We start from the raw sequence: 20656 nt of genomic DNA, 5'->3' as shown, positions 1-20656 counted from the left end.
TTTTACATATATTTACTGATAATAATGGCCCCGGACAGGAAAATGCCGAATTGAATGTTTAACCGGGCCATCTGATAGTCAATACCTTTAAGGTCATTCTGAGACGTGGCTGTTGCTACTTTTTTTACTGGTAAATAGGCCAGGGGTATAGTTATAAAGGCCAGGGTGGTCCAGAGGGGTAGCAGGTTATAGGTAATAAGCAAGACCAGGGATATATAGGCAGAGATGATAAGAAAATAATAATAATACCTGGCTCTTTCAAACCCCATTATTACCGGGGCTGTTTTTATACCATTTTTCATATCATTTTCATAATCCCTCAATTCATTGGAATGCTGCATTCCTGTAATTAAAAAGCTAACAGGAAGGCCCACCAGTACCGGATACCAGCTATTAATTCCTGTCTGAATATAAAACATTCCCCAGACCATCATAACCCCCATAAAAATAAATATGGAGGGGCCACCAAGACCATAGTATTTATAACTGATGGGAGATGCTGTATAAAAATACCCTGCCAGCGCCCCCAGTGTTCCCAGAATAAAGATAATAGGTCCCCTTAACAGGGTTAAATATGCCCCAAAGGGGATACTGGCCAGAAAACAGGCAATGGCTACAGTATATATTTGATTTAATTTAATTTGACCATTAACTCTGTTGAGGCCACTTGAGGATAGACTCTGTTCACCGTCAAGGCCGAATTTATAATCATAATAATCATTGATCAGATTTGTTCCAGTATGGATCAAAAGTAGAGGAGCCATTGTCATAAAATAGAGCCCTGGGTTAAAACTACCATGATAGAAGGCCAGGGATGCTCCCAGGGTTGTTGAGACCAGAGTTGTTGCAAAGCCAAATGGTCTAATAGCAATTAACCATTTCTTAATTGTATTCAGCAAGTTTTTAACCTCCTTTATGAGTATTGGACCATGGGGTTACGACAGTAAAAACAGCAGTATTCTGGAGTATTATTTAATATCCTGGGTATCAATTATGAGAGATAACGGGATTTTTTTTTAGTTTAAGAAACCTGGCTTAAATTATACAGAAAATTAATAATAAAATAATTTTTTGATAACACAACTACTTGACTAATATAATTTACTGTTATATAATCAAAATACAACCGGTTGCAAAGGAGGTAATACGATGAGAAAATACCATCTGAAGAAATTTTACCAGAATCCGCTGTATAAATATGAACCATGGACGATAACTGAGAAAGAATTTAAGATAGAAAATAATCACCACAATGAAACAATTTTTGCCCTCGGTAATGGTTATATGGGATTAAGGGGGACTCTGGAAGAAGATTATTCAGGGCCGGAACAGACAACTACCCCTGGTACATACATAAACGGGGTTTATACTGAAGAGAAAATAATATACGGAGAAGAGGCACCTGATTTACCGGAGTTTTATCAGACCATGGTCAATCTGGCTGACTGGACTGGAATTAACCTTTACCTTGGTGATGAAAAATTTGATATGTTACAGGGTAAGGTCAGCGGTTATAAACGGGTTCTTGATATGAAGGAAGGGACTTTAACCAGGGAACTTACCTGGGAGAGTCCTCAGGGAAGGAAAGTTAAGTTAACAATAAAAAGGTTTTTATCCCTGGCATCACCACATATCGGAGTTATTAAATATAGCTTTACCCCAGTTAATTTTGATGGTACCATAACCGTTGAGTCATCTCTAAAGGGAGATGTTCAAAATTATCATACCTTAAGAAATAAAAAACCTTTACAGGTAATAGATAAGGCTTTTTCCGATGGAATGCTGTATCTTGTTCATAAAATAAAAAACAGTGGTATTGAAGTGGCTACTGCTGTTAAGAATGTAATTTCAGCTGGTTCAGGTGAAATTGAAACTACTAATAGCCTTATTGAGGGAGATAAGGTTATAAAATTATATAAGATCGAAGCCAGCCAGGGTCAAGAGTATACTCTAGAGAAATATGCCTGTCTGTACCATTCCCTGGAGATAGATAAAGAAGATATTGTGGATAAAGTTATTACTGAAGTTAGTAAGGCCGCTGAAAAGGGCTGGGATTATCTTTTCGAAAACCATTGTCAATTTTTACAGAACTACTGGGATGATGTTGATATTAAAATATACGGAGATGATGCCCTGCAGCAGGCTTTAAGGTTTAATGCCTTTCATCTCATTCAGTCAACCGGGCGTGACGGAAAGACTAATATTGCTGCCAAAGGACTCACCGGAGAATATTATGAAGGGCATTATTTCTGGGATACAGAAACATATATATTGCCTTTTTATCTCTATAGTAAACCGGAGATTTCAAAGGATCTACTTATGTTCCGTTACTATACCCTTGATGAAGCCCGGGAAAATGCCCGCAGGATGAGGCTGGATGGGGCCTTATACCCGTGGCGAACGATTAATGGTAAAGAAGCCTCAGGGTTTTTTATGGGTTCAACCGTACAGTATCATATAGATGCTGACATTGCTTATGCCATTAACCTGTATGTAACTGCAACCAGAGATTATGATTTCTTGTTTAATTACGGCGCTGAAATCCTGTTTGAAACTGCCCGGATGTGGGCCAGCCGGGGGAGTTATATTGAGCTTAAAGGAAATCGCTTCTGTATCAATGAGGTTTGTGGTCCGGATGAATATAAACCGGGAGTCAATAATAATTGTTATACCAACTATATGGCTAAATTGAATCTGGAACTGGCATTAGAGGCATACCGGTTGATGGAGAAAAAAGCCCCTGATAATTTAAAAAAATTAGTTGAAAAGATTAATTTACAGGATTCAGAACTTGAAGCCTGGAAAAGGGCTGCTGACAACATGTATTTACCATATAATGAAGAACTGGGAATCCATCCCCAGGACGATTCCTTCCTGTATAAAGACCCTATAGATGTAGATAGCATACCGGAAGAGGATATTCCTCTGGTTAAAAACTGGCATCCCCTGGTTATATGGCGCTACCAGGTAATAAAACAGGCAGATGTAATTTTATTGATGTTATTACTGGGTGACCAATTTACCACCCAGCAGAAGAAAGCCAACTATGATTTTTATGAACCCAAAACTACCCATGATTCCTCTTTGTCACCGGCAATTTATAGTATTATTGCCAGTGAAATCGGGTATCATGACTCTGCCTACAATTACTTTATGCAAACAGCCAGGCTGGACCTGGATGATTATAATAAAAATGCCTATCAGGGTGTCCATACAGCCTGTATGGCCGGAACCTGGCTTGCGTTAGTCCAGGGATTTGCTGGAATGCGTAATTATAATGGCGAACTCCACTTTAGCCCCTGTTTACCGGAAAAGTGGGATGGGTATGAATTTAAGGTTAAGTTCAGGGGAAGACAGCTTAAAATTACTGTAAATGAAGAGGGAGTCATGTATAAGCTTATTAAAGGTGAAAAATTGAGCTTCTACCATGGAGATAGGAAACTGGAATTAAATTCAGGGGAGGAGCATAATATAGAAATGGGATAATTTCTAAATGTTTTTCAAATAAAAATTATTAAAAAAATTTAACTGATAAAAGAAGGATTTTTAAAAAATATGTATAATATATTAATTAGGGATAAGCCATATAAGAATATAACCCCTAATTTTACAACCGGTTGTTTTTAAAAAACTTCTTATTTCAACCGGTTGCACATATTTTTTATAAATAAATTAAACATAAGGGGGAGTTAATTGTGAAAAAAGGTTTAACCTTAGTTTTAACCCTGGTATTGGTTTCTGTAATGGCTTTTGCCTCCACAGCTTTAGCTGCTGACAAGACTTTAACAATTATGGGAGTCTGGGGAGGCCATGAAAGGGATGCCTTTGAAAAGGTTATTGAAACTTTTGAAACGGCAACCGGAATTGATGTTCAGTTTGAAGGAACAAGGGACCTGCCCACTCTGTTAACAACACGTCTGGAAGCAGGAAACCCGCCTGATATTGTTGCCCTTCCCAATCCCGGTAATATGAAAGAACTTGCTGCTGAAGGTCATCTGGTTGACCTGAGGAAAGTTCTTGATATGGATACCTTAAGGGAAGATTACGGACAGACATGGATTGACTTAGGTTCCTACAATGATGGTCTATATGGAATTTTTATTTCTGCAGATGTTAAGAGTTTAGTCTGGTATAATCCGAAACAGTTTGAAGCTAAAGGTTATGATATTCCCAAGACCTGGGATGAGATGGAAAGATTAATGAACAACATGGTTGCTAAAGGTGATATCCCATGGTCTATCGGTCTGGAATCCGGTGCTGCCAGTGGCTGGCCTGGAACTGACTGGATCGAAGACATTATGTTAAGAACAGCCGGTCCTGAAGTTTATGACCAGTGGGTAAATCACGATATTCCCTGGACTGACGAAAGGGTTAAAAAAGCCTTTGAAATTTTTGGTAAAATTGCCCGTAATCCTAAATTCACCTGGGGAGGACCTACTGCTGTATTAGCTACTAACTTTGGTGATGCTGCTAACCCACTGTTCACCAATCCTCCACAGGCATATATGCACCGTCAGGCTAGCTTTATCACTGGATTTATTACAGATAATAATCCAGACCTTGTTGCCGGTAAAGACTACAACTGCTTCATTCTTCCCCCAATCAACGAAGAAGTAGGGACTCCGGTTCTTGGTGCTGCTGATATGATGGGTATGATTAATGATACTCCTGAAGCCAGAGCTTTCATGAGATATCTCGCCTCTCCTGGAGCCCAGATGGTCTGGATTGGGGCTGTTGGTAGTAAAATCGGTATCAACAAACGGATTGACCTCAATGTATACTCCAGTGAGTTAATGAAGAATATCGCTAAAGGATTAAGGGAAGCAGATGTATTCAGGTTTGATGGTTCTGACCTGATGCCCAAGGCTGTTGGTTCTGGTGCCTTCTGGCAGGGTGTAATGGATTATGTTGGAGGTCAGGATCTTGACAGTGTTCTGGAACATATCGAATCTGTTGCTGATGATGCCTACGATTCCGGAAAAACTACAGACTAAAACATATTAGGGGGAAGTCAGTAATGGATAAAAAAAGAAATAAATTATGGGTGGCCCTCTTCGTAGGGCCCGCCCTTTTTTTCATAACAGTATATTTGTTGTATCCGTCTTTGCATACTATAGTTATCAGTTTTATGGATAATTCGGGAGAGAATTTTGTCGGGTTAAGGAATTTTATTTATGCTTTTACATCCCGGCCCATGTTGATTTCTTTTAAAAATAATCTGTTGTGGTTGATTGTTTTTACTCTATGTACAGTTGGATTTGGTTTAATACTGGCTATCCTGGTAGACAGGATAAAATATGAAAAGCTGGCAAAATCGGTTATATTCATGCCCATGGCCATTTCCATGGTTGGAGCCGGTGTTGTCTGGAAATTCGTATATACCTATCGTCCGCCAGGAATTAACCAGATCGGTTTGTTGAACCAGATATTAGTTACTTTTGGCTTTCAGCCCAAAGGATGGCTAATACAGGGGCCATGGCTTAATAACCTGGCTTTAATTTTTGTCGGTATCTGGATCTGGACCGGATTCTGTATGGTTATATTATCAGCGGCCTATAAAGGTATACCCAAAGAATTACTGGAAGCCGGGCGAGTTGATGGAGCTAATGAATGGCAGGTATTTCGTCACATCATTATCCCATCAATGAAATCAACGATCGCCGTTGTAGCTACTACCATGGTTGTTAATGTTCTCAAAATCTTTGATATTGTATATGTAATGACCAATGGTAACTTTAAAACAGAGGTTATTGCCAACAGGATGTATAAAGAGATGTTCCAGTACCGGAACTATGGCAGGGCAAGTGCCATAGCGGTAGTTCTGTTTATGCTAATTATTCCAGCAATAGCCATGAATCTGAAGCGGATGAAAGGGGATGAAAGCTAATGAATTTAAAGAAAGCAACCCCTAAAATTATATTAAACATTGTAATTATAGTCTTTATGTTGGTCTGGATTTTACCAACACTGGGGCTTTTGATTACTTCCTTCCGTCCAGCCCAGGATGTAAGTAAAACTGGATGGTGGAGTGTTTTAAGCAGTCCCCTTAAATTTACCCAGTTTACTGTTGAAAATTACCAGAAGGTACTGGGACAGGGTGGAATGGCTATGGCCTTTAGAAACAGTTTTTTGATAACTATTATGGGAACCCTTATACCTGTTGCAGTTGCTGCCTTTGCAGCCTTTGGCCTTTCCAGATTACATTTTAAAGGTAGAAGTTTCTTTTATGGTTTAATTGTAAGTCTACTGGTAGTACCCCTCCAGATGACCTTTATACCTGTTTTAAAATTATATAATACCCTGAACCTGTCGGGTTCCTTTGTGGGATTATGGCTGGTTCACACTGGTTATGGCCTACCATTTGCTGTATTTATGCTTCATAATTTCTTCCAGTCTTTACCCCAGGACCTTTTTGAAGCTGCCTATATAGATGGGGCTTCTGTCTGGACTGTTTTTTATAAACTGGCGTTACCGTTATCAGTTCCAGCCATTGCTTCCCTGATTATATTCCAGTTCCTGTGGGTCTGGAATGACCTTTTGGTGGCTTTAATATACCTTGGTGGCTTTGACAGGGTAGCTCCACTTACTGTTAAGTTATCAAGTCTGGTTGGTTCCTATGGTCAGAACTGGCACCTCTTAACATCAGCTGCCTTTGTTTCTATGATTGTTCCTTTGATAATATTCTTTACTTTACAGCGGTACTTTGTTAGAGGTATTCTGGCTGGTTCAGTTAAAGGTTAATTATGTTATAAAAAGATAAAAATGTCAGACGTGCTTATATTAAATTAAATTTAGTATAGAGGGAGGTGGTTTTTTACCTTTTTTTATATTAAATATGGGTATAAGTTAATACAGGTAAAAACCAGGGGATGGTCTGTCTGTTCAAAGAGAGTAGTCCGGTCTTAATAATTAAAATTTAAGGGGAGTAGGAGAGGTAGTGATGACAAACAACCGGATTTTTTACTTATTAAAAGCAATTTTCGGAAGATTAGAATCTTTCTTTATTAAGATTTTAACAAGGATTAATATTGGAAAACGCCTGATGGTTTTCAGTTTAATTTTGATTATTTCTATAGTTGCTTTAAGTTCCTGGCAGTCTATAAATACTTTTTCAAATTATGTAAGTAGCAAGCAGAAAGAGAAGCTAATAGAGAATTATAATGTGGTTCACAGTATGCTGGAAGAGACGAAAAGTAAATATACCGGTTATAGTAAGACTATTGCCAGGCTGGAGGAGGTTAAAAAACTTCTCAGGGGATCAGGTAATGATGATATTCTTTCTGAGTTAAAACAGGAACTACAGGTTGGTGGTATTGAGTTAAGGGATCAGGACTTTAAAGTAGTGTCAGCGACGGGAGTTACAGGATTACGGGATAAAAGTAAAACGGCAAATATGCTCTCTATGCTGGTTAAACAGGGAATAGCTATACCATTTCTGACCCGTAATGGTTCTAATATACAGCTGAATGCTATCTGTGGAGTAAAGGATGGTAATAAGTATCTCGGAGCAGTTATTGTTAGCCAGTATATTAACATTAAGTTGTTGAATAACCTGGCCAAAAATACAGGAACTTCTGTGCAGTTATACAGTAACAAAAAACTTGTATTGGGAAATGTATCCTCAGAAAGTCTTAAAAATATAAACCTCATTACTGAAGATGTGAGAAAACAATTTAACAACAAAGCTTCCCTTAATTACCTGATCGATAAGAAGACAATAGGGGGCGAGTCATATCTAATAAATTATATCCCTCTTAAAGATTATTTCAGTCAACCAATCGGTTATTTTGTGTTGATGGCCTCCCAGGGTCATGTGAATGTTACAAAACATAACTTATTAATTAAAACACTTATGTCTGCTGCACTGTTTACTATTATATCATTTATAATAATCAGTCTTATATCAAGGAGTATCACAGTACCTCTTAATAAAATTACTAAAGCAACAAAAAAGGTAGCTGCCGGGGATTTAACCCAGACTGTTACCACTGGAACTGGAGATCAGCTGGCGGTATTAACAGATAATTTTAATAAGATGATTACAAATCTGCGAAAGATGGTAGAAAGCCTGGTCGAGTCCTCCCGGGATATCCTCAGGATGTCAACAGGTCTTTCCAAAAATTCGAGTAAAGCCAGTGAGGCTTCTCAGGAAGTGGCTGCGGCCAGTGGGGAAATAGCAAATGGGACCGAAGCCCAGGCCCGACAGATCAGTAAAACTACTGAACTTTTAAGTGATATCAATAAACAGGCTAAAAATGTAAGCCAGGGTTCTACGAGGATTATAGATTCGATAGAGGGGGCCTATAACAAGTCCCATACGAGTCTGGAGGTTATGGACAGGGTATCCCGAAATATGCAGGTTGTAATGGAAGAAGTTAAGAAAACCAATTCAAGGGTGGCTTCCCTGGAAGGGAAGGTTAAGAAGATAAATAACATAATTGAAGCTATCAACTACCTCAATGAAGAAACAACCCTGCTATCCTTAAATGCCTCTATTGAAGCAGCCAGGGCCGGTGAGGCCGGTCGAGGGTTTGCCGTAGTGGCTGAGGAAATAAAAAGACTGGCTGATGAATCAAATAAATTTCTTGAAGAAGTTAATAATATCTTTGGTGAAATCAATGAAGCCATGAAGAGTGTTGTTGAATCAATGGATAAAAGTAGTCAGCTTATTAATAATAGTGAAGAAGATGTTACCGGTGCAAAACATGTTCTGGATGAGATCCAGCAGGTAATAACCAATGCCAAACACGTGTCTGAGGAGATACACACCTATATTGAAGAACAGCTAGAGGGTACCAGGAATGTAGCCAGTGCTATCGATGAAATTAATGGAATAGCTCAAAATAATGCCAGCCAGACCAGAAAGGCTGTTGAATTGAATAAGGAACACAGCCGATTTGTTAAACATATTTCGGAGGCAGCTGATGACCTCTCGGTTATGGCTAATCAACTGGAGATGCTGGTAAGTAAATTTATATTGAAATAAAATGTTGTTAACACTATCAAAATATATTTAATTGAATTTTTTAGTAAAATTATGTATAATATTCTGGGTGGTATCTATGGATAAAATAACAATGAAAGATATAGCAAAAGCTGCCAAAGTATCTAAATCAACGGTTTCCAGGGCCCTGAGTAATGATCCCCGGGTTAATGAAGAAACCAGAAAAAAGGTTGTTAAGATAGCCAGGGAAATGAATTATCGTCCCCATCAGGTTGCTCAGGCTCTGGCCAAAAAGAATACCAATATAATAGGGGTTGTACTACCAACTTTCCCCAGAACAGTAGCTGACCCCTTTTTCCTGGAATTCCTCCAGGGAATAGGAGAAATAGCTGTTGAAAAGGGATATAGCCTGACCCTCCCCAATCTTGCCAGGAAGGAAATTCAAAACCTTGGTCAGGTTATAAACAAAAATACGGTCGACGGGGTAATTTTGACTGAACCAAAAATCGATGACCCCAGGATTAAATACTTAAAAGAAAAGGAAATTCCCTTTGTGTTTCTGGGAAATCCCATGGATAAAGACGATGTTTACTGGGTAGAAACTGATAATATAAGGGGATCCTATCTTGCAATGGAATACTTGATTAAGTCCGGTCATAAAAAAATAGCTACTGTTGCCGGGTCTCCCGACCTGGTGGCCGGTAAATACAGGTATTTAGGTTATAAAAAAGCCCTGGAAAATTACGGTTTAACCATTGATAAAAATCTAGTCTGTTATGCTGATTTTACCGAAGAGGGGGCCTATTCTGCTGTTCTAAAGTTATTGGAAAAGAGGAACGATTTTACAGCTATTTTTGTAGCCAATGATTTGATGGCCTTCGGGGTTATAAAGGCTCTGAAGGAAAAAGGCCTCTCAATACCGGAAGATATAGCGGTTATGGGATATGATGGTATTAAGCTGGGGGAATTTATTGAACCTCCTTTAAGTACCATAAAAATACCCAGCCGGCAGATGGGAAGGGTGGCTTTAAATCTTCTTATTAAGTTGATTAATGGTGAAAATGTCAAGGATAAACATGTCTTACTACCACCGGAGTTAATGGTGAGAGAGTCAGCTTAAATTAATCATAAGTAATCCTGAATTTAGATAAAATAAAACCCATATTTGGAAACCTCTATTGGTTTATAAAAATGAAATTCTGTTGGTCTGTAAAAATTAAATAATGTTCTAAACTATAACCTCAACCTCCTGACATTTGTCAGGAGGTTTCTTTTTTCAGAATTATTATTTAGAGGAGTTGAGGCTTTTGTGCAGAAGAATAAAGTAGAGTTTTGTATATCTAAATAATAAGGTTTTAACAATTGGTTTTATTTAACAATTGGTTATTTTTTTAGATTACAAACTAAAATTATTCTGTATTAATGTAAGAAGTAAAGGAGGTTCTTAATGTCTGAGACAGAGAAGAGACTATACTTAATCCTTGGTATTGCAGTTGTTATCCTTTCATTTTCAGGCATATTAATTAAAGTAGCCACTGCACCACCATTAATTGTAGCCTTTTATAGAATGTTTCTCAGTGCTTTAATACTGACACCTGTTTTTTTTCTTAAGTATAATAACTGGAAGATATTTTTAGATTACCGGCCTATGCTGGTGGGTTTATTACTGGCCGGACATTTTATTTTATGGATTACTGCCTTTGAGTATACCAGTGTGGCCAGTGCAGTTATATTTATTGCCTTACAGCCTCTGTTTACATTACTCCTTGAGTTTTTATTTGCCAGGGAAGATATGCAGGAAGGGGTTCTTATTGGTATTGTTATGGCCCTTGTGGGTAGTATTATTATTAGTTACGGTGACCTGGAATTATTATTTTCAAGGGTTATCGGAGATTTACTGGCTGTAAGTGCATCTTTTTTTGCAGCCAGTTACCTTTTTGCCGGTAGAAGTCTGCGAAAAAAGCTGGATTATTTCCCATATCTCTATGTTGTCTATTCCTATGCCACTCTTTTTCTGGGAATAATTGTTTTAGTATTAGACCTCCCGTTGACCGGGTATGGTACTATTAATTATTTGTGTTTTATAGGCCTGGCCCTCGGTCCTACCCTGGTGGGACACTCCCTCTTAAACTGGTCGGTACGGAGGGTTTCATCTACAGTTGTATCCCTTGCTATACTCGGGGAGCCTGTACTTACAACTATATTCGCCTGGTTACTGTTAAATGAAGTGATTACATTTTCAAACATTATTGGGGGGGTATTTATTCTGGGTGGTATTTACCGGGTAACCTTTATTCGTAGTCACTAAAAATTAATTTATAAATTTATTATTATGTAAATTTGGTAAATTAATCTCCGGTTCCAGCTGGAAAATTACTGTTGCTTTCATCTACTACACCCCGGATTTATTAATTCAGGGTATACATACTTTTTATATTTTCGGGCTATTTTAATTACTATAGATAGTATTAGAAGTTTATCGAAAAATATAGTTTAGAACATAAGATTAATATAAACTTAATATAAACTTAATATAAAAAGGAAGGTTTAAGTTAATGATTACAGAGCATATTAAGGTAAAAAATGAAGAGGGATTACATGCCAGGCCTGCATCAAAATTTGTTAAAAAGGCAAATAGTTATCGCAGTAATATTGAAATTATTTTTAAGGACCTCAGGGCTGATGGAAAAAGTATTATGGGGGTAATGAGTCTGGGAATCAGGAGGGGTGACAAAATTACCCTGAAAATAGACGGGCCTGATGAAGAAAAGGCCCGTCAGGAACTAATTGATTTCTTTCAAGCCGGTCTTGTAAAAAGTTGATTTTTTATCCACCCAGGGTTATATCCTGCTTATCATACCATGCAAGGGCTTCATAAAAATGTTCAGGTTTAAAATCGGGCCAGTAATCGTCAATGACATAGAAGTCGGCATAGATGGACTGGACCGGCAGAAAACCGCTCAGCCTTCTCCTGCCACCCCAGCGAATAATTAAATCTACCCTTGAAATATCACTGGAATTCAAGTATTTCTGTAACTTACTTTTCTTAACTTTCTTTTGTTTGAGATTATAAAGATCCCAGTGCCAGCCGTAATTGACAAGGAAGTTAACCTTCAGTCCCCCCTTGCCAAATTTATGTCGTTTTCTTGTGTATTTAAGTAATTCTCTGGGGAATTTAGGGGATTCAGTATTTCCTACTACCAGTAAGGAAGCATCTTCCCGGGATAACATTTCGACAGCATCAATACAGGCCTTTGTGAAGGCCTCTGTCTGGGTAGACGGTCTTTTGGTGTTGTCCATAGTGAACCCATAAAAGGTTAATTCTTTAACCCCCACTTTTTTACATAATTTAAAAACTTCAAGACCCGGTTTAAGGCCACTGGCATAGCCTTTTTCCCTGGTTAAACCATGACTTAAAGCCCAGCGTCGGTTTCCATCTGGTATAACTCCGATATGGTCTGGAATTCTCATAAAGTTTTCCCCCCTTTAGGCCATGACATTGGTATATTTTTTTATTGTAAAACAGGCGATAAGACCGTAAACAATAAAAGCCAGAAGAGACACAAGGGATGTGCTAATCCCAGTAGTCCACGGTAAAGGTAATATTCCGAAAGTAGAGACAAAAGAAGAAATTAAATACCATAAAAAAATGCCATAGATTGTCCCCAGAAGCCAGGGGTTTATAAGACGTATTGGTTTAAAGGTCATAAGATACATTAAAAGGTAACCTGCCATCTGGCCTATAATCAGGTAAATAAGAATGGAATCAAGACCGGGTGTCATTTTGAATTTAGAGAGGTTGAGTATTTCACCCAGAATAATAATGGCCCCCTGAAGAATAGATGCAATTAAAAAGCCGACTGTATAGTTAAAATATAGCATGAATGAATCCTCCTGGCCCTGAATTATCCTTGCCTTATGTATTTCATATATTGACTTTATGACTCAATTAACTCAATTGTTATAATGCACTGTTTTACTACATATTATTCACTTATTATTTGTGGTTATTTTTACTATTAGTTCTGATTAAATAACTATTCCTGGTTATTTTCTTTAAAGCCTTCCTGGCCAATGAGGGGTACGAAACGAACCGGCTCCAGTTCTTGTTGATTTATTTCTCCATTTTTGTCCCTGGTGACTACCGTTAAATACTGGAGTCCTCCTCTTTTTCCGACAGGTATTACCAGCCGACCCCCTTCTTTAAGTTGTTCTGTAAGGGTTTCAGGTATAGCCGGAGCCCCTGCGGAGACTATTATTCCATCAAATGGTGCTTTTTCAGACCACCCCAGGCTCCCATCATCAACTTTAACTTCAATATTACTATAATCTAATTTATTAAATAATTCCCGGGCCCGGTTGGCCAGCTGTTCTATTCTTTCCACTGTATAAACCTGTCTGGCAATATGAGATAGGACGGCAGCTGCGTAGCCAGAACCGGTCCCTATTTCCAGAATACGGTGGCTTTTTTTGGGATTTAGTGTCTGGATCATAAGAGCTACAATATAAGGCTGGCTTATGGTCTGACCTTTATCGATAGGCAGGGCCCGGTCATAATAGGCTATGGCCTTAAACTTTTCAGGAACAAACACATGGCGGGGAACCTGCCTCATCGCCTTTAAAACAAGTTTGTTTTTTATCCCCCTGGGTTTAAGGTGTTTTTTTATCATTTCTTCGGGAGTATAAGCCTGGTTTTGGGACCATAACATGTTTATCACCCCGGTTATTATAAATAGATGTTAAAATATATTTCCTTATTATTTGATAATTTTCCTGTTTGCTTATACTGTAATGTTAGTTTTTAATGATTGTGGTCAGTTTATGCTTAATATGTTATAATGGAAATTAAATCAGATAAGAAAACTCCCTTAAATTTAATTGTTTGGTTACTTAAATTATATTTGGATGAGTGCTGGTTTTAAAGGGGTGATATGATAATATGAATGGAATAGGGGCTTCACCAGGAATAGCAATAGGCAAGGTTTATATAAAAAACAGTAGTGGGTTTAATATTACTGAAAAAAATATAGATGAACATGAAGTACAGGGGGAAATTGAAAGGCTTAATGATGCCCTGGAAAAAGCAAAAAAGGAAGTAACTAAACTGGAACATAAGGTTAGAAAGGAACTCGGAGAGGATGAAGCCGATATATTCCGGGCCCATCTACAACTTCTTAATGACCCTGAACTTATACCTGAAATAGAAAATGAGATTAAAAACAACCTGGTTACGGCTGAAACTGCAGTACAAGAAGTTATCAACCATTATGTAAGACTCTTCTCCAGAATGGAGAATGAGTATATGAAGGGGCGAAAGCTTGATATCCAGGATGTCGGGACCAGGGTCCTCCAAATCCTGGTAAATTACAAAAAAGATCATCTTAATAAGGATATTGGTAATGAATCAATAATTGTGGCCCGTGATCTGGCCCCGTCGGATACTGTTAATATTAATCTGGACAGGGTTATGGCCTTTGTTACAGCTGAAGGCTCAAAGACCTCCCATACAGCTATAATTGCCCGGTCCCTGGGGATACCTGCAGTTGTAGGGGTTGGAGAGGAGCTTCTTAAAAAAGTACATAATGGTCAAATGATAGTTGTTGATGGAAATTCCGGTAAGGTTTACCTTAACCCCGATAAGGCTACTCTAGATAAATATAAAATGAAGTTAAACAGGTTAGCCAGAGATAAAAAACGGCTAAATAAATATAAATTTAAAAAGCCGGTTACCAGGGATGGGGTTACTGTAGAGGTTTTTGCCAACATTAGTTCTCCGGAAGAGGTCGGGGCAGTTATTGATAATGGTGGTCAGGGAGTAGGGTTATTTAGAACTGAGTTTATGTATATGCACAGGGATAGTCTCCCTGATGAAGAAGAACAATACAACCTGTATTTAGAGATAGCTAAAAAAATGGACAGGAAACCGGTTATTATCAGGACCCTGGATATCGGTGGAGATAAAGACCTACCTTATCTTAATCTCCCTGAGGAGATGAACCCTTTCCTCGGTTACCGGGGAATCAGGATCTGTCTTGATAAAAAGGATTTATTTAAAACCCAGCTTAAGGCGATATTGAGGGCTGGTAAGCATGGTAATGTAAGGTTAATGTTTCCTTTGATATCATCCCTTGAAGAATTAAAAAAGGCCTATCATGTTTTAGAAGAGTCGAAGCAGGAACTGGAAGCTGAAGGTAAGGAATATGTTAAAGATATGGAAACAGGTCTCATGATTGAAGTGCCAGCAGCAGCCCTGATGGCTGATATTCTGGCCCAGGAGGTTGATTTTTTTAGTATAGGAACCAATGACCTGATTCAGTATATGATGGCGGTAGACAGGACAAATGAACAGGTAGCTTCTATTTATAGTCCCTACTATCCAGCTGTTCTCAGAATGATTTATAATGTTATTAAAGCAGCCCACCGGGAATCGATCAAGGTGGGGATGTGTGGCGAGGCGGCAGGAGATGAACTACTCATTCCGTTTTTACTGGGGGCAGGATTAGATGAATTCAGTGTCAATATCCCTGCAATTTTAAATATTAAAGAAAAAATAGCCAGGTGGACTATTTCTGAAGCCCGTGAAGTTGTCAAAAATACCCTGAAACTGAAAACGGCAGGCGAGGTTAAAGATTATCTGTCGGAAGTAAAAAAGGACTAAAGGAGGATATATTAAAATGCAGGCCATTATTACCGTTGTTGGAAAGGATAAGATCGGGATTATTGCCGGGGTCAGCCAGGTATTGGCCGATTGTGGGGTTAATATTCTCGATATAAGTCAGACGATTTTAAGGGATTATTTCACCATGATGATGCTGGTCGACCTCTCCCGGCTTAACACCTCACTTGAGGAATTAAAAGATAAACTTGATGATAAAGGTAAATCCCTTGGTGTTTCTATAAAACTTCAGCATGAAGATATTTTTAAGTCTATGCACCGGATCTAGGGTAGGGGTTTTCTTTAAATTTAAACGGGTTTGGCGCTTAGAAGAAATAAGGAGGGATTAAATGTTAAACCCATATGAAATAATGGAAACTATCAGAATGATTGAAGAAGAAAAATTAGATATCAGGACAATTACTATGGGCATCTCGTTAAGAGATTGTGCCCATCCATCAGGTGAGGTGGCCAGAAAGAATATTTATGATAAAATTCTCAGATATGCCGGTAACCTGGTAGAGGTAGCCCGGGATATTGAACTTGAATATGGTATTCCCATAATAAATAAGAGAATAGCTGTTACTCCTATATCGCTGGTAGCTGAATCCTCCTCTGAAGAGGATTTTATAAAATTTGCTGAAACCCTTGATAAAGCTGCCGGTGAAGTCGGGGTGGATTTTATCGGCGGTTTTTCTGCCCTGGTTCACAAAGGTTTTACAACTGGTGATAAAAAACTTATAAACTCTATTCCCCGGGCCCTTGCTAATACAGAACGGGTCTGTTCTTCTATTAATGTAGCCACCACCAGGGCCGGTATCAATATGGAGGCTGTTTCCCGTATGGGTAAGATTATCAAGAAAACAGCCCGGGAAACCAGGGACAAGGGAGGACTGGGGTGTGCTAAACTGGTTGTTTTTGCCAATGTTCCTGAAGATAATCCCTTTATGGCTGGTGCTTTTCACGGAATAGGTGAGCCCGAATGTGTTATTAATGTAGGGATAAGTGGACCAGGTGCCGTTAAGGCCGCCCTGAAGAAGGTTAAAGGACAGAAGTTTGATACAGTGGCGGAAACAATTAAAAAAACGGCTTTTAAAATAACCAGGGCTGGCCAGCTGGTGGCCCGGGAGGCCTCAAAACGCCTGAATGTTCCCTTTGGTATTGTAGACCTGTCACTGGCTCCTACTCCTGCCGTCGGGGATAGTGTTGCTGAAATATTAGAAGAGATGGGCCTTGAGAGCTGTGGGGCCCCGGGAACTACCGCTGCCCTGGCCTTATTAAATGATGCTGTTAAAAAAGGAGGGACAATGGCATCATCCCATGTTGGCGGGTTGAGTGGAGCCTTTATCCCGGTAAGTGAGGATGCTGGAATGATAAAGGCCGTAAAACGGGGAAGCCTGAATCTGGAAAAGCTTGAGGCCATGACCTGTGTCTGTTCGGTGGGACTCGATATGATAGCCGTTCCCGGGTCCACCAAGGCTGATACTATCTCGGCAGTAATTGCCGATGAAGTTGCTATCGGGGTTATAAATAATAAAACCACTGCTGTTAGAATTATACCTGTTCCCGGTAAAGATGTAGGGGATGAGGTTGAATTTGGTGGGCTTTTAGGGACCGCCCCTGTAATGGATGTCAGCAAATTTTCCAGCTCTGCTTTTATCGGTCGTGGAGGACGGATACCGGCTCCCATCCATAGCCTGAAAAATTAATACTGAATAAGCTCAGGGTTTTTATAACTGATTATTTTTACTGTGTTTTAAAACTCCCATTATTGAATAATTATTATAAAAATCAATTATAATATAATTTTTATACTAAAATTATAAATTCTTTTATAATAAAATCCAATTAGGCAGGTGATGGTGATGGAACCTGACTATCTCGATTTACTAATCCGTGATATTAATAAAAGCCGCTTTGACTATAGACTACCCCTGGATAACTGGAAGATGGAAGAGGTAGAGTATATAAAGCCCGGGTGTTATAAAAAAACCGGGTGGACAGGGACAATAAACCCTGGTGATGAATGGGATAATACCGGTAAAACCTTTTATTTTACCAGAAAAGTGGAGGTTCCCCGGGAACTTATCGGAAAGAAAATTTATCTTGAGGTGGATATCGGGGGCGAGAGTGCCATTTATATTAACGGAAGTTTGAAAAGGGGGTTAAATGAAGAGTTAATATTACTGTCTGAGAGGGCAGAAGCAGAGTACGATATTTTAATTGAAGCTACTTATGATGTTCATAATTATGTAAAATACCCCCGTTTTCATGGGCGGGAATACCCCCGTCATTTCTTTAAGAAAGTCAACCTGGTAGTTCTCAATGAATTAGTTGATGAATATTATTACTTTTTAAGTGTTATTAAGGACTTACTGAATGTTATTTCATCCCGGGAGGAAGAACATCTGTTAAGGAAGGCCTTAGAGGATTCTTTAAAAGAGATTGAGTTTCATACCGATAACAGGGGAGTTTATGTAAATTCAATCAAAGAGGCCCTCCAGGTTTTAAAAAAAGGCCTGTCCCGTCTGGAAAAGTATAAACACCCGGGAGAATTGGTCTTTACTGCCCATTCCCACCTGGATCTGGCCTTTAAATGGACCCTTAAAGAAACGATACGCAAGAGCAAACGCACCCTGTCAACCACGGTAGATTTAATGGAGCGTTATCATGACCTGTTTTTTGTCCAGAGCCAGCCCCAGTTGTTGAAATATGTTAAGGACAATTACCCCCGCTTATATAGAAAAGTAAAGCAGCAGGTAAGGGAAGGTAGGCTGGAGCCCATTGGTGGAATGTGGGTAGAGAGTGATACCAATCTTACTTCCGGGGAGTCATTGATAAGACAGATCCTTTATGGAAAGAAGTTTTTAGAAAAGGAGTTTGGAATCAGAACGAGAACCTGCTGGCTACCTGATTGTTTTGGTTTTAGTGCTATTTTGCCCCAGATCCTGAAAAAATCGGGCCTGGATTATTTTATAACTACAAAATTGAACTGGAATGATACCAACGAATTCCCCTATAATACCTTTGTCTGGCAGGGTGTTGATGGTAGTGAAGTTTATGGTTATCTTCTGCCCCGGGGATACGGGGGTGAGATAGAACCCCGTGAAATCCTGAATTGCTGGGATAATTTTAAGAACAAAGCAGAAGCCAATAACCTGTTATATCTTTATGGCTACGGTGATGGCGGTGGTGGAATAACGGAAGAGATGATGAAAAGGTTAAAGGCAACCTCAGAGATTCCCCTTTTACCTGACTGTAAATTTTCCAGGGTGGAAGACCATCTTCAGGAGTTATTTAATGATGCGGAACTACCACACTGGAGAGGGGAGCTTTATTTAGAAAAACACCGCGGTGTTTATACTTCCCAGGCTATATTAAAAAAGAAAAACCGTCATTCTGAATTGCTATATCGAAAAGCTGAATTATTATCTGTTATCAGTACTTTACTGGGCCATGAGGTGGACTACCGGTCACTCCACCAGGGATGGGAACTGATTTTAAAGAATCAATTCCATGATATTTTGCCTGGTTCCTGTATCCGGGGAGTGGTTGATGATGCCCTTAAAGATTATGAAAAGGTTGAGGCTATCGGAGAAGAGGTAGTTACAGATTCTCTTCAGGGTATTTTTGAAAATGTGAATACAGATGGTGATAGCATAGTAGTCTTTAATACCCTTTCCTGGGAAAGGACTGACCTGGTTGAGATAAATTATGAGGGTCAGAAATTTAGTGTAGTTAGAGATGAAAATGGTAAAATCCTTCCGGTTCAATGGAAGGGAGATTATGGATATTTTGTTGCAGAAAATATACCTCCTTCTGGGTATAAATGTTACACCCCGGTATTTGAAGATGATGAAAACGGGGATAGGATAAACAGTGTTTATGATGAAGAGGCAATAATGGGTAGTCATGGAGACGGGTCTCAATTGGACCATGTTTATGAAAAGAAAGATAAGAAATTTTCTTTAGAAAATAAGTATTTTTACCTCGAGTTTAATGACAGGGGTAATTTGACAACATTATATGATAAAAGGGTTGATAGGGATCTTATTCCTGAAGGTGAAGAGGGGAATAATCTTCAGTTATTTGAGGATAAATCTACCTACTTCGATGTCTGGGATATCAGGATCTCTGAAGATAAGAAGTATAATGTAGAGGATGTTGAGGAGATTGGGTACGGTCAGAATGGTCCTGTCTACAGGTCCCTTGTTATAAAAAAGGCTTTTAACAGGTCAAAAATCACACAGGAAATTATTATTTATGATAGTATCCCCAGGATAGATTTTAAAACAGAGGTTGACTGGCAGGAACGGCAGATGTTATTAAAAGCAGCCTTTCCTCTTGATATTCAATCTGACAGGGCGACCTATGATATTGGGTTAGCCAGTATAGAAAGGTCCACTCACCGGAATACTTCCTGGGACCGGGCCCGCTGGGAGGTACCTGCTCATAAATGGGCTGACCTTTCCGAATATGGGTATGGAGTAAGTCTGTTAAATAACTGCAAATATGGTTATGATATTAAAGATAATATTATGAGAATTACCTTATTAAAAGGAGGTATATTTCCTGATCCTGAGGCTGATCTTGGTATTCATAATTTTACCTATTCTCTGTTTCCCCATGTTGGGGATTTAAGGGAAGGAGGGACCATTAAGCAGGGTTATTATTTAAATGAGCCCCTGAAAGGGCTAACTGTAATAGATGTTAAAGGGCAAAATATTTTACCACCTTCTCATTCCTTTGTTAATCTGGATAGTGATAATGTTGTCCTGGAAACCCTTAAGTTTGCCGAAGAAGGTCAGGGGATTATTATTCGTTGTTATGAGTCATATGGCCAGAAGAGTAAAGTTACCATTGAATTTTTTAAACCCCCGAACTGGGTAATTGAATGTGACCTCATGGAAGAACCCCTTGATAATAATTCTGAGATCAGGGTTAGGGGAAATAGATTTTCATTTGAGATTAATCCATATGAAATTAAAACTTTTAAGATAGATGTAACCTGATTTACTGGACAAATAAAATGAAAACATATACAATATTTAAGGATA

At 38.9% G+C, this 20656-nt stretch carries 16 protein-coding genes; 12 read left to right on the top strand and 4 right to left on the bottom strand.

Going from position 1 to position 20656, the window contains the following annotated elements; translation table 11 throughout:
• Window positions 1-2 precede the first annotated feature (2 nt).
• Window positions 3-899 carry a prenyltransferase gene (locus tag HORE_RS07585; protein WP_012636389.1) on the bottom strand — a complete coding sequence of 299 codons (897 nt, stop codon included), beginning with the start codon at window positions 897-899 and terminating at the stop codon, window positions 3-5.
• Window positions 900-1149: 250 nt separating this feature from the next.
• Between HORE_RS07585 and HORE_RS07580 the strand changes: the two genes are divergently transcribed.
• The 8 genes from HORE_RS07580 (at window position 1150) to HORE_RS07545 (ending at window position 11766) form a co-directional block, all read left to right on the top strand.
• Complete coding sequence (locus HORE_RS07580; RefSeq protein WP_012636388.1) at window positions 1150-3486, top strand: glycoside hydrolase family 65 protein; 2337 nt, start codon at window positions 1150-1152, stop codon at window positions 3484-3486.
• 209 nt (window positions 3487-3695) lie between these two features.
• Complete coding sequence (locus tag HORE_RS07575; RefSeq protein ID WP_012636387.1) at window positions 3696-4994, top strand: ABC transporter substrate-binding protein; 1299 nt, start codon at window positions 3696-3698, stop codon at window positions 4992-4994.
• Between the two features lie 23 nt (window positions 4995-5017).
• Entirely contained in the window at window positions 5018-5887 is an 870-nt protein-coding gene (locus HORE_RS07570; RefSeq protein ID WP_012636386.1) for a carbohydrate ABC transporter permease, read from the top strand.
• Entirely contained in the window at window positions 5887-6741 is an 855-nt protein-coding gene (locus HORE_RS07565) for a carbohydrate ABC transporter permease (protein ID WP_012636385.1), read from the top strand. The genes HORE_RS07570 and HORE_RS07565 overlap by 1 nt, the downstream gene beginning before the upstream one ends.
• Window positions 6742-6940: 199 nt before the next feature.
• Window positions 6941-8986, top strand: a complete 2046-nt coding sequence (locus HORE_RS07560) for a methyl-accepting chemotaxis protein (RefSeq protein ID WP_012636384.1) — start codon at window positions 6941-6943, stop codon at window positions 8984-8986.
• 76 nt (window positions 8987-9062) lie between these two features.
• Complete coding sequence (locus tag HORE_RS07555; protein ID WP_012636383.1) at window positions 9063-10064, top strand: LacI family DNA-binding transcriptional regulator; 1002 nt, start codon at window positions 9063-9065, stop codon at window positions 10062-10064.
• Between the two features lie 327 nt (window positions 10065-10391).
• On the top strand, window positions 10392-11252 hold the full coding sequence (locus HORE_RS07550; protein ID WP_012636382.1) for a DMT family transporter: 861 nt from the start codon (window positions 10392-10394) through the stop codon (window positions 11250-11252).
• 247 nt (window positions 11253-11499) lie between these two features.
• Window positions 11500-11766, top strand: coding sequence for an HPr family phosphocarrier protein (locus HORE_RS07545; protein WP_012636381.1), 267 nt, complete (start codon window positions 11500-11502; stop codon window positions 11764-11766).
• A gap of 4 nt (window positions 11767-11770) precedes the next feature.
• On the opposite strand, the gene uppS is transcribed toward HORE_RS07545, so the two are convergent.
• From uppS to HORE_RS07530, 3 genes are all read right to left on the bottom strand, one after another.
• On the bottom strand, window positions 11771-12415 hold the full coding sequence (gene uppS, locus HORE_RS07540) for a polyprenyl diphosphate synthase (RefSeq protein ID WP_012636380.1): 645 nt from the start codon (window positions 12413-12415) through the stop codon (window positions 11771-11773).
• A 15-nt stretch (window positions 12416-12430) separates the two neighbouring features.
• Complete coding sequence (locus tag HORE_RS07535; protein ID WP_012636379.1) at window positions 12431-12826, bottom strand: hypothetical protein; 396 nt, start codon at window positions 12824-12826, stop codon at window positions 12431-12433.
• A gap of 155 nt (window positions 12827-12981) precedes the next feature.
• Window positions 12982-13653 carry a protein-L-isoaspartate(D-aspartate) O-methyltransferase gene (locus tag HORE_RS07530; RefSeq protein ID WP_012636378.1) on the bottom strand — a complete coding sequence of 224 codons (672 nt, stop codon included), beginning with the start codon at window positions 13651-13653 and terminating at the stop codon, window positions 12982-12984.
• A 230-nt stretch (window positions 13654-13883) separates the two neighbouring features.
• Between HORE_RS07530 and ptsP the strand changes: the two genes are divergently transcribed.
• The 4 genes from ptsP to HORE_RS07510 all read left to right on the top strand — a co-directional run bounded on the left by ptsP (window position 13884) and on the right by HORE_RS07510 (window position 20611).
• Window positions 13884-15602 (top strand): phosphoenolpyruvate--protein phosphotransferase, encoded by a 1719-nt coding sequence (ptsP, locus tag HORE_RS07525; RefSeq protein ID WP_012636377.1) that lies wholly within the window; start codon window positions 13884-13886, stop codon window positions 15600-15602.
• 16 nt (window positions 15603-15618) lie between these two features.
• Window positions 15619-15888: an ACT domain-containing protein gene (locus HORE_RS07520; protein WP_012636376.1), complete on the top strand. Its 270-nt coding sequence runs from the start codon at window positions 15619-15621 to the stop codon at window positions 15886-15888.
• Window positions 15889-15949: 61 nt separating this feature from the next.
• The gene (locus HORE_RS07515; RefSeq protein ID WP_012636375.1) at window positions 15950-17308 is read left to right on the top strand and encodes a PFL family protein; all 1359 of its coding nucleotides are present in this window, start codon (window positions 15950-15952) and stop codon (window positions 17306-17308) included.
• 156 nt (window positions 17309-17464) lie between these two features.
• Window positions 17465-20611: an alpha-mannosidase gene (locus HORE_RS07510; RefSeq protein WP_012636374.1), complete on the top strand. Its 3147-nt coding sequence runs from the start codon at window positions 17465-17467 to the stop codon at window positions 20609-20611.
• The last annotated feature ends 45 nt before the right edge of the window (window positions 20612-20656 follow it).

Origin of the sequence: Halothermothrix orenii H 168 (assembly GCF_000020485.1) — a bacterium.
In the GTDB taxonomy this organism is placed as follows: Bacteria; Bacillota; Halanaerobiia; order Halanaerobiales; family Halothermotrichaceae; genus Halothermothrix; species Halothermothrix orenii.
The sequence above is the reverse complement of the archived record's forward strand: the minus strand, read 5'-3'. Positions and strand labels throughout refer to the sequence as shown.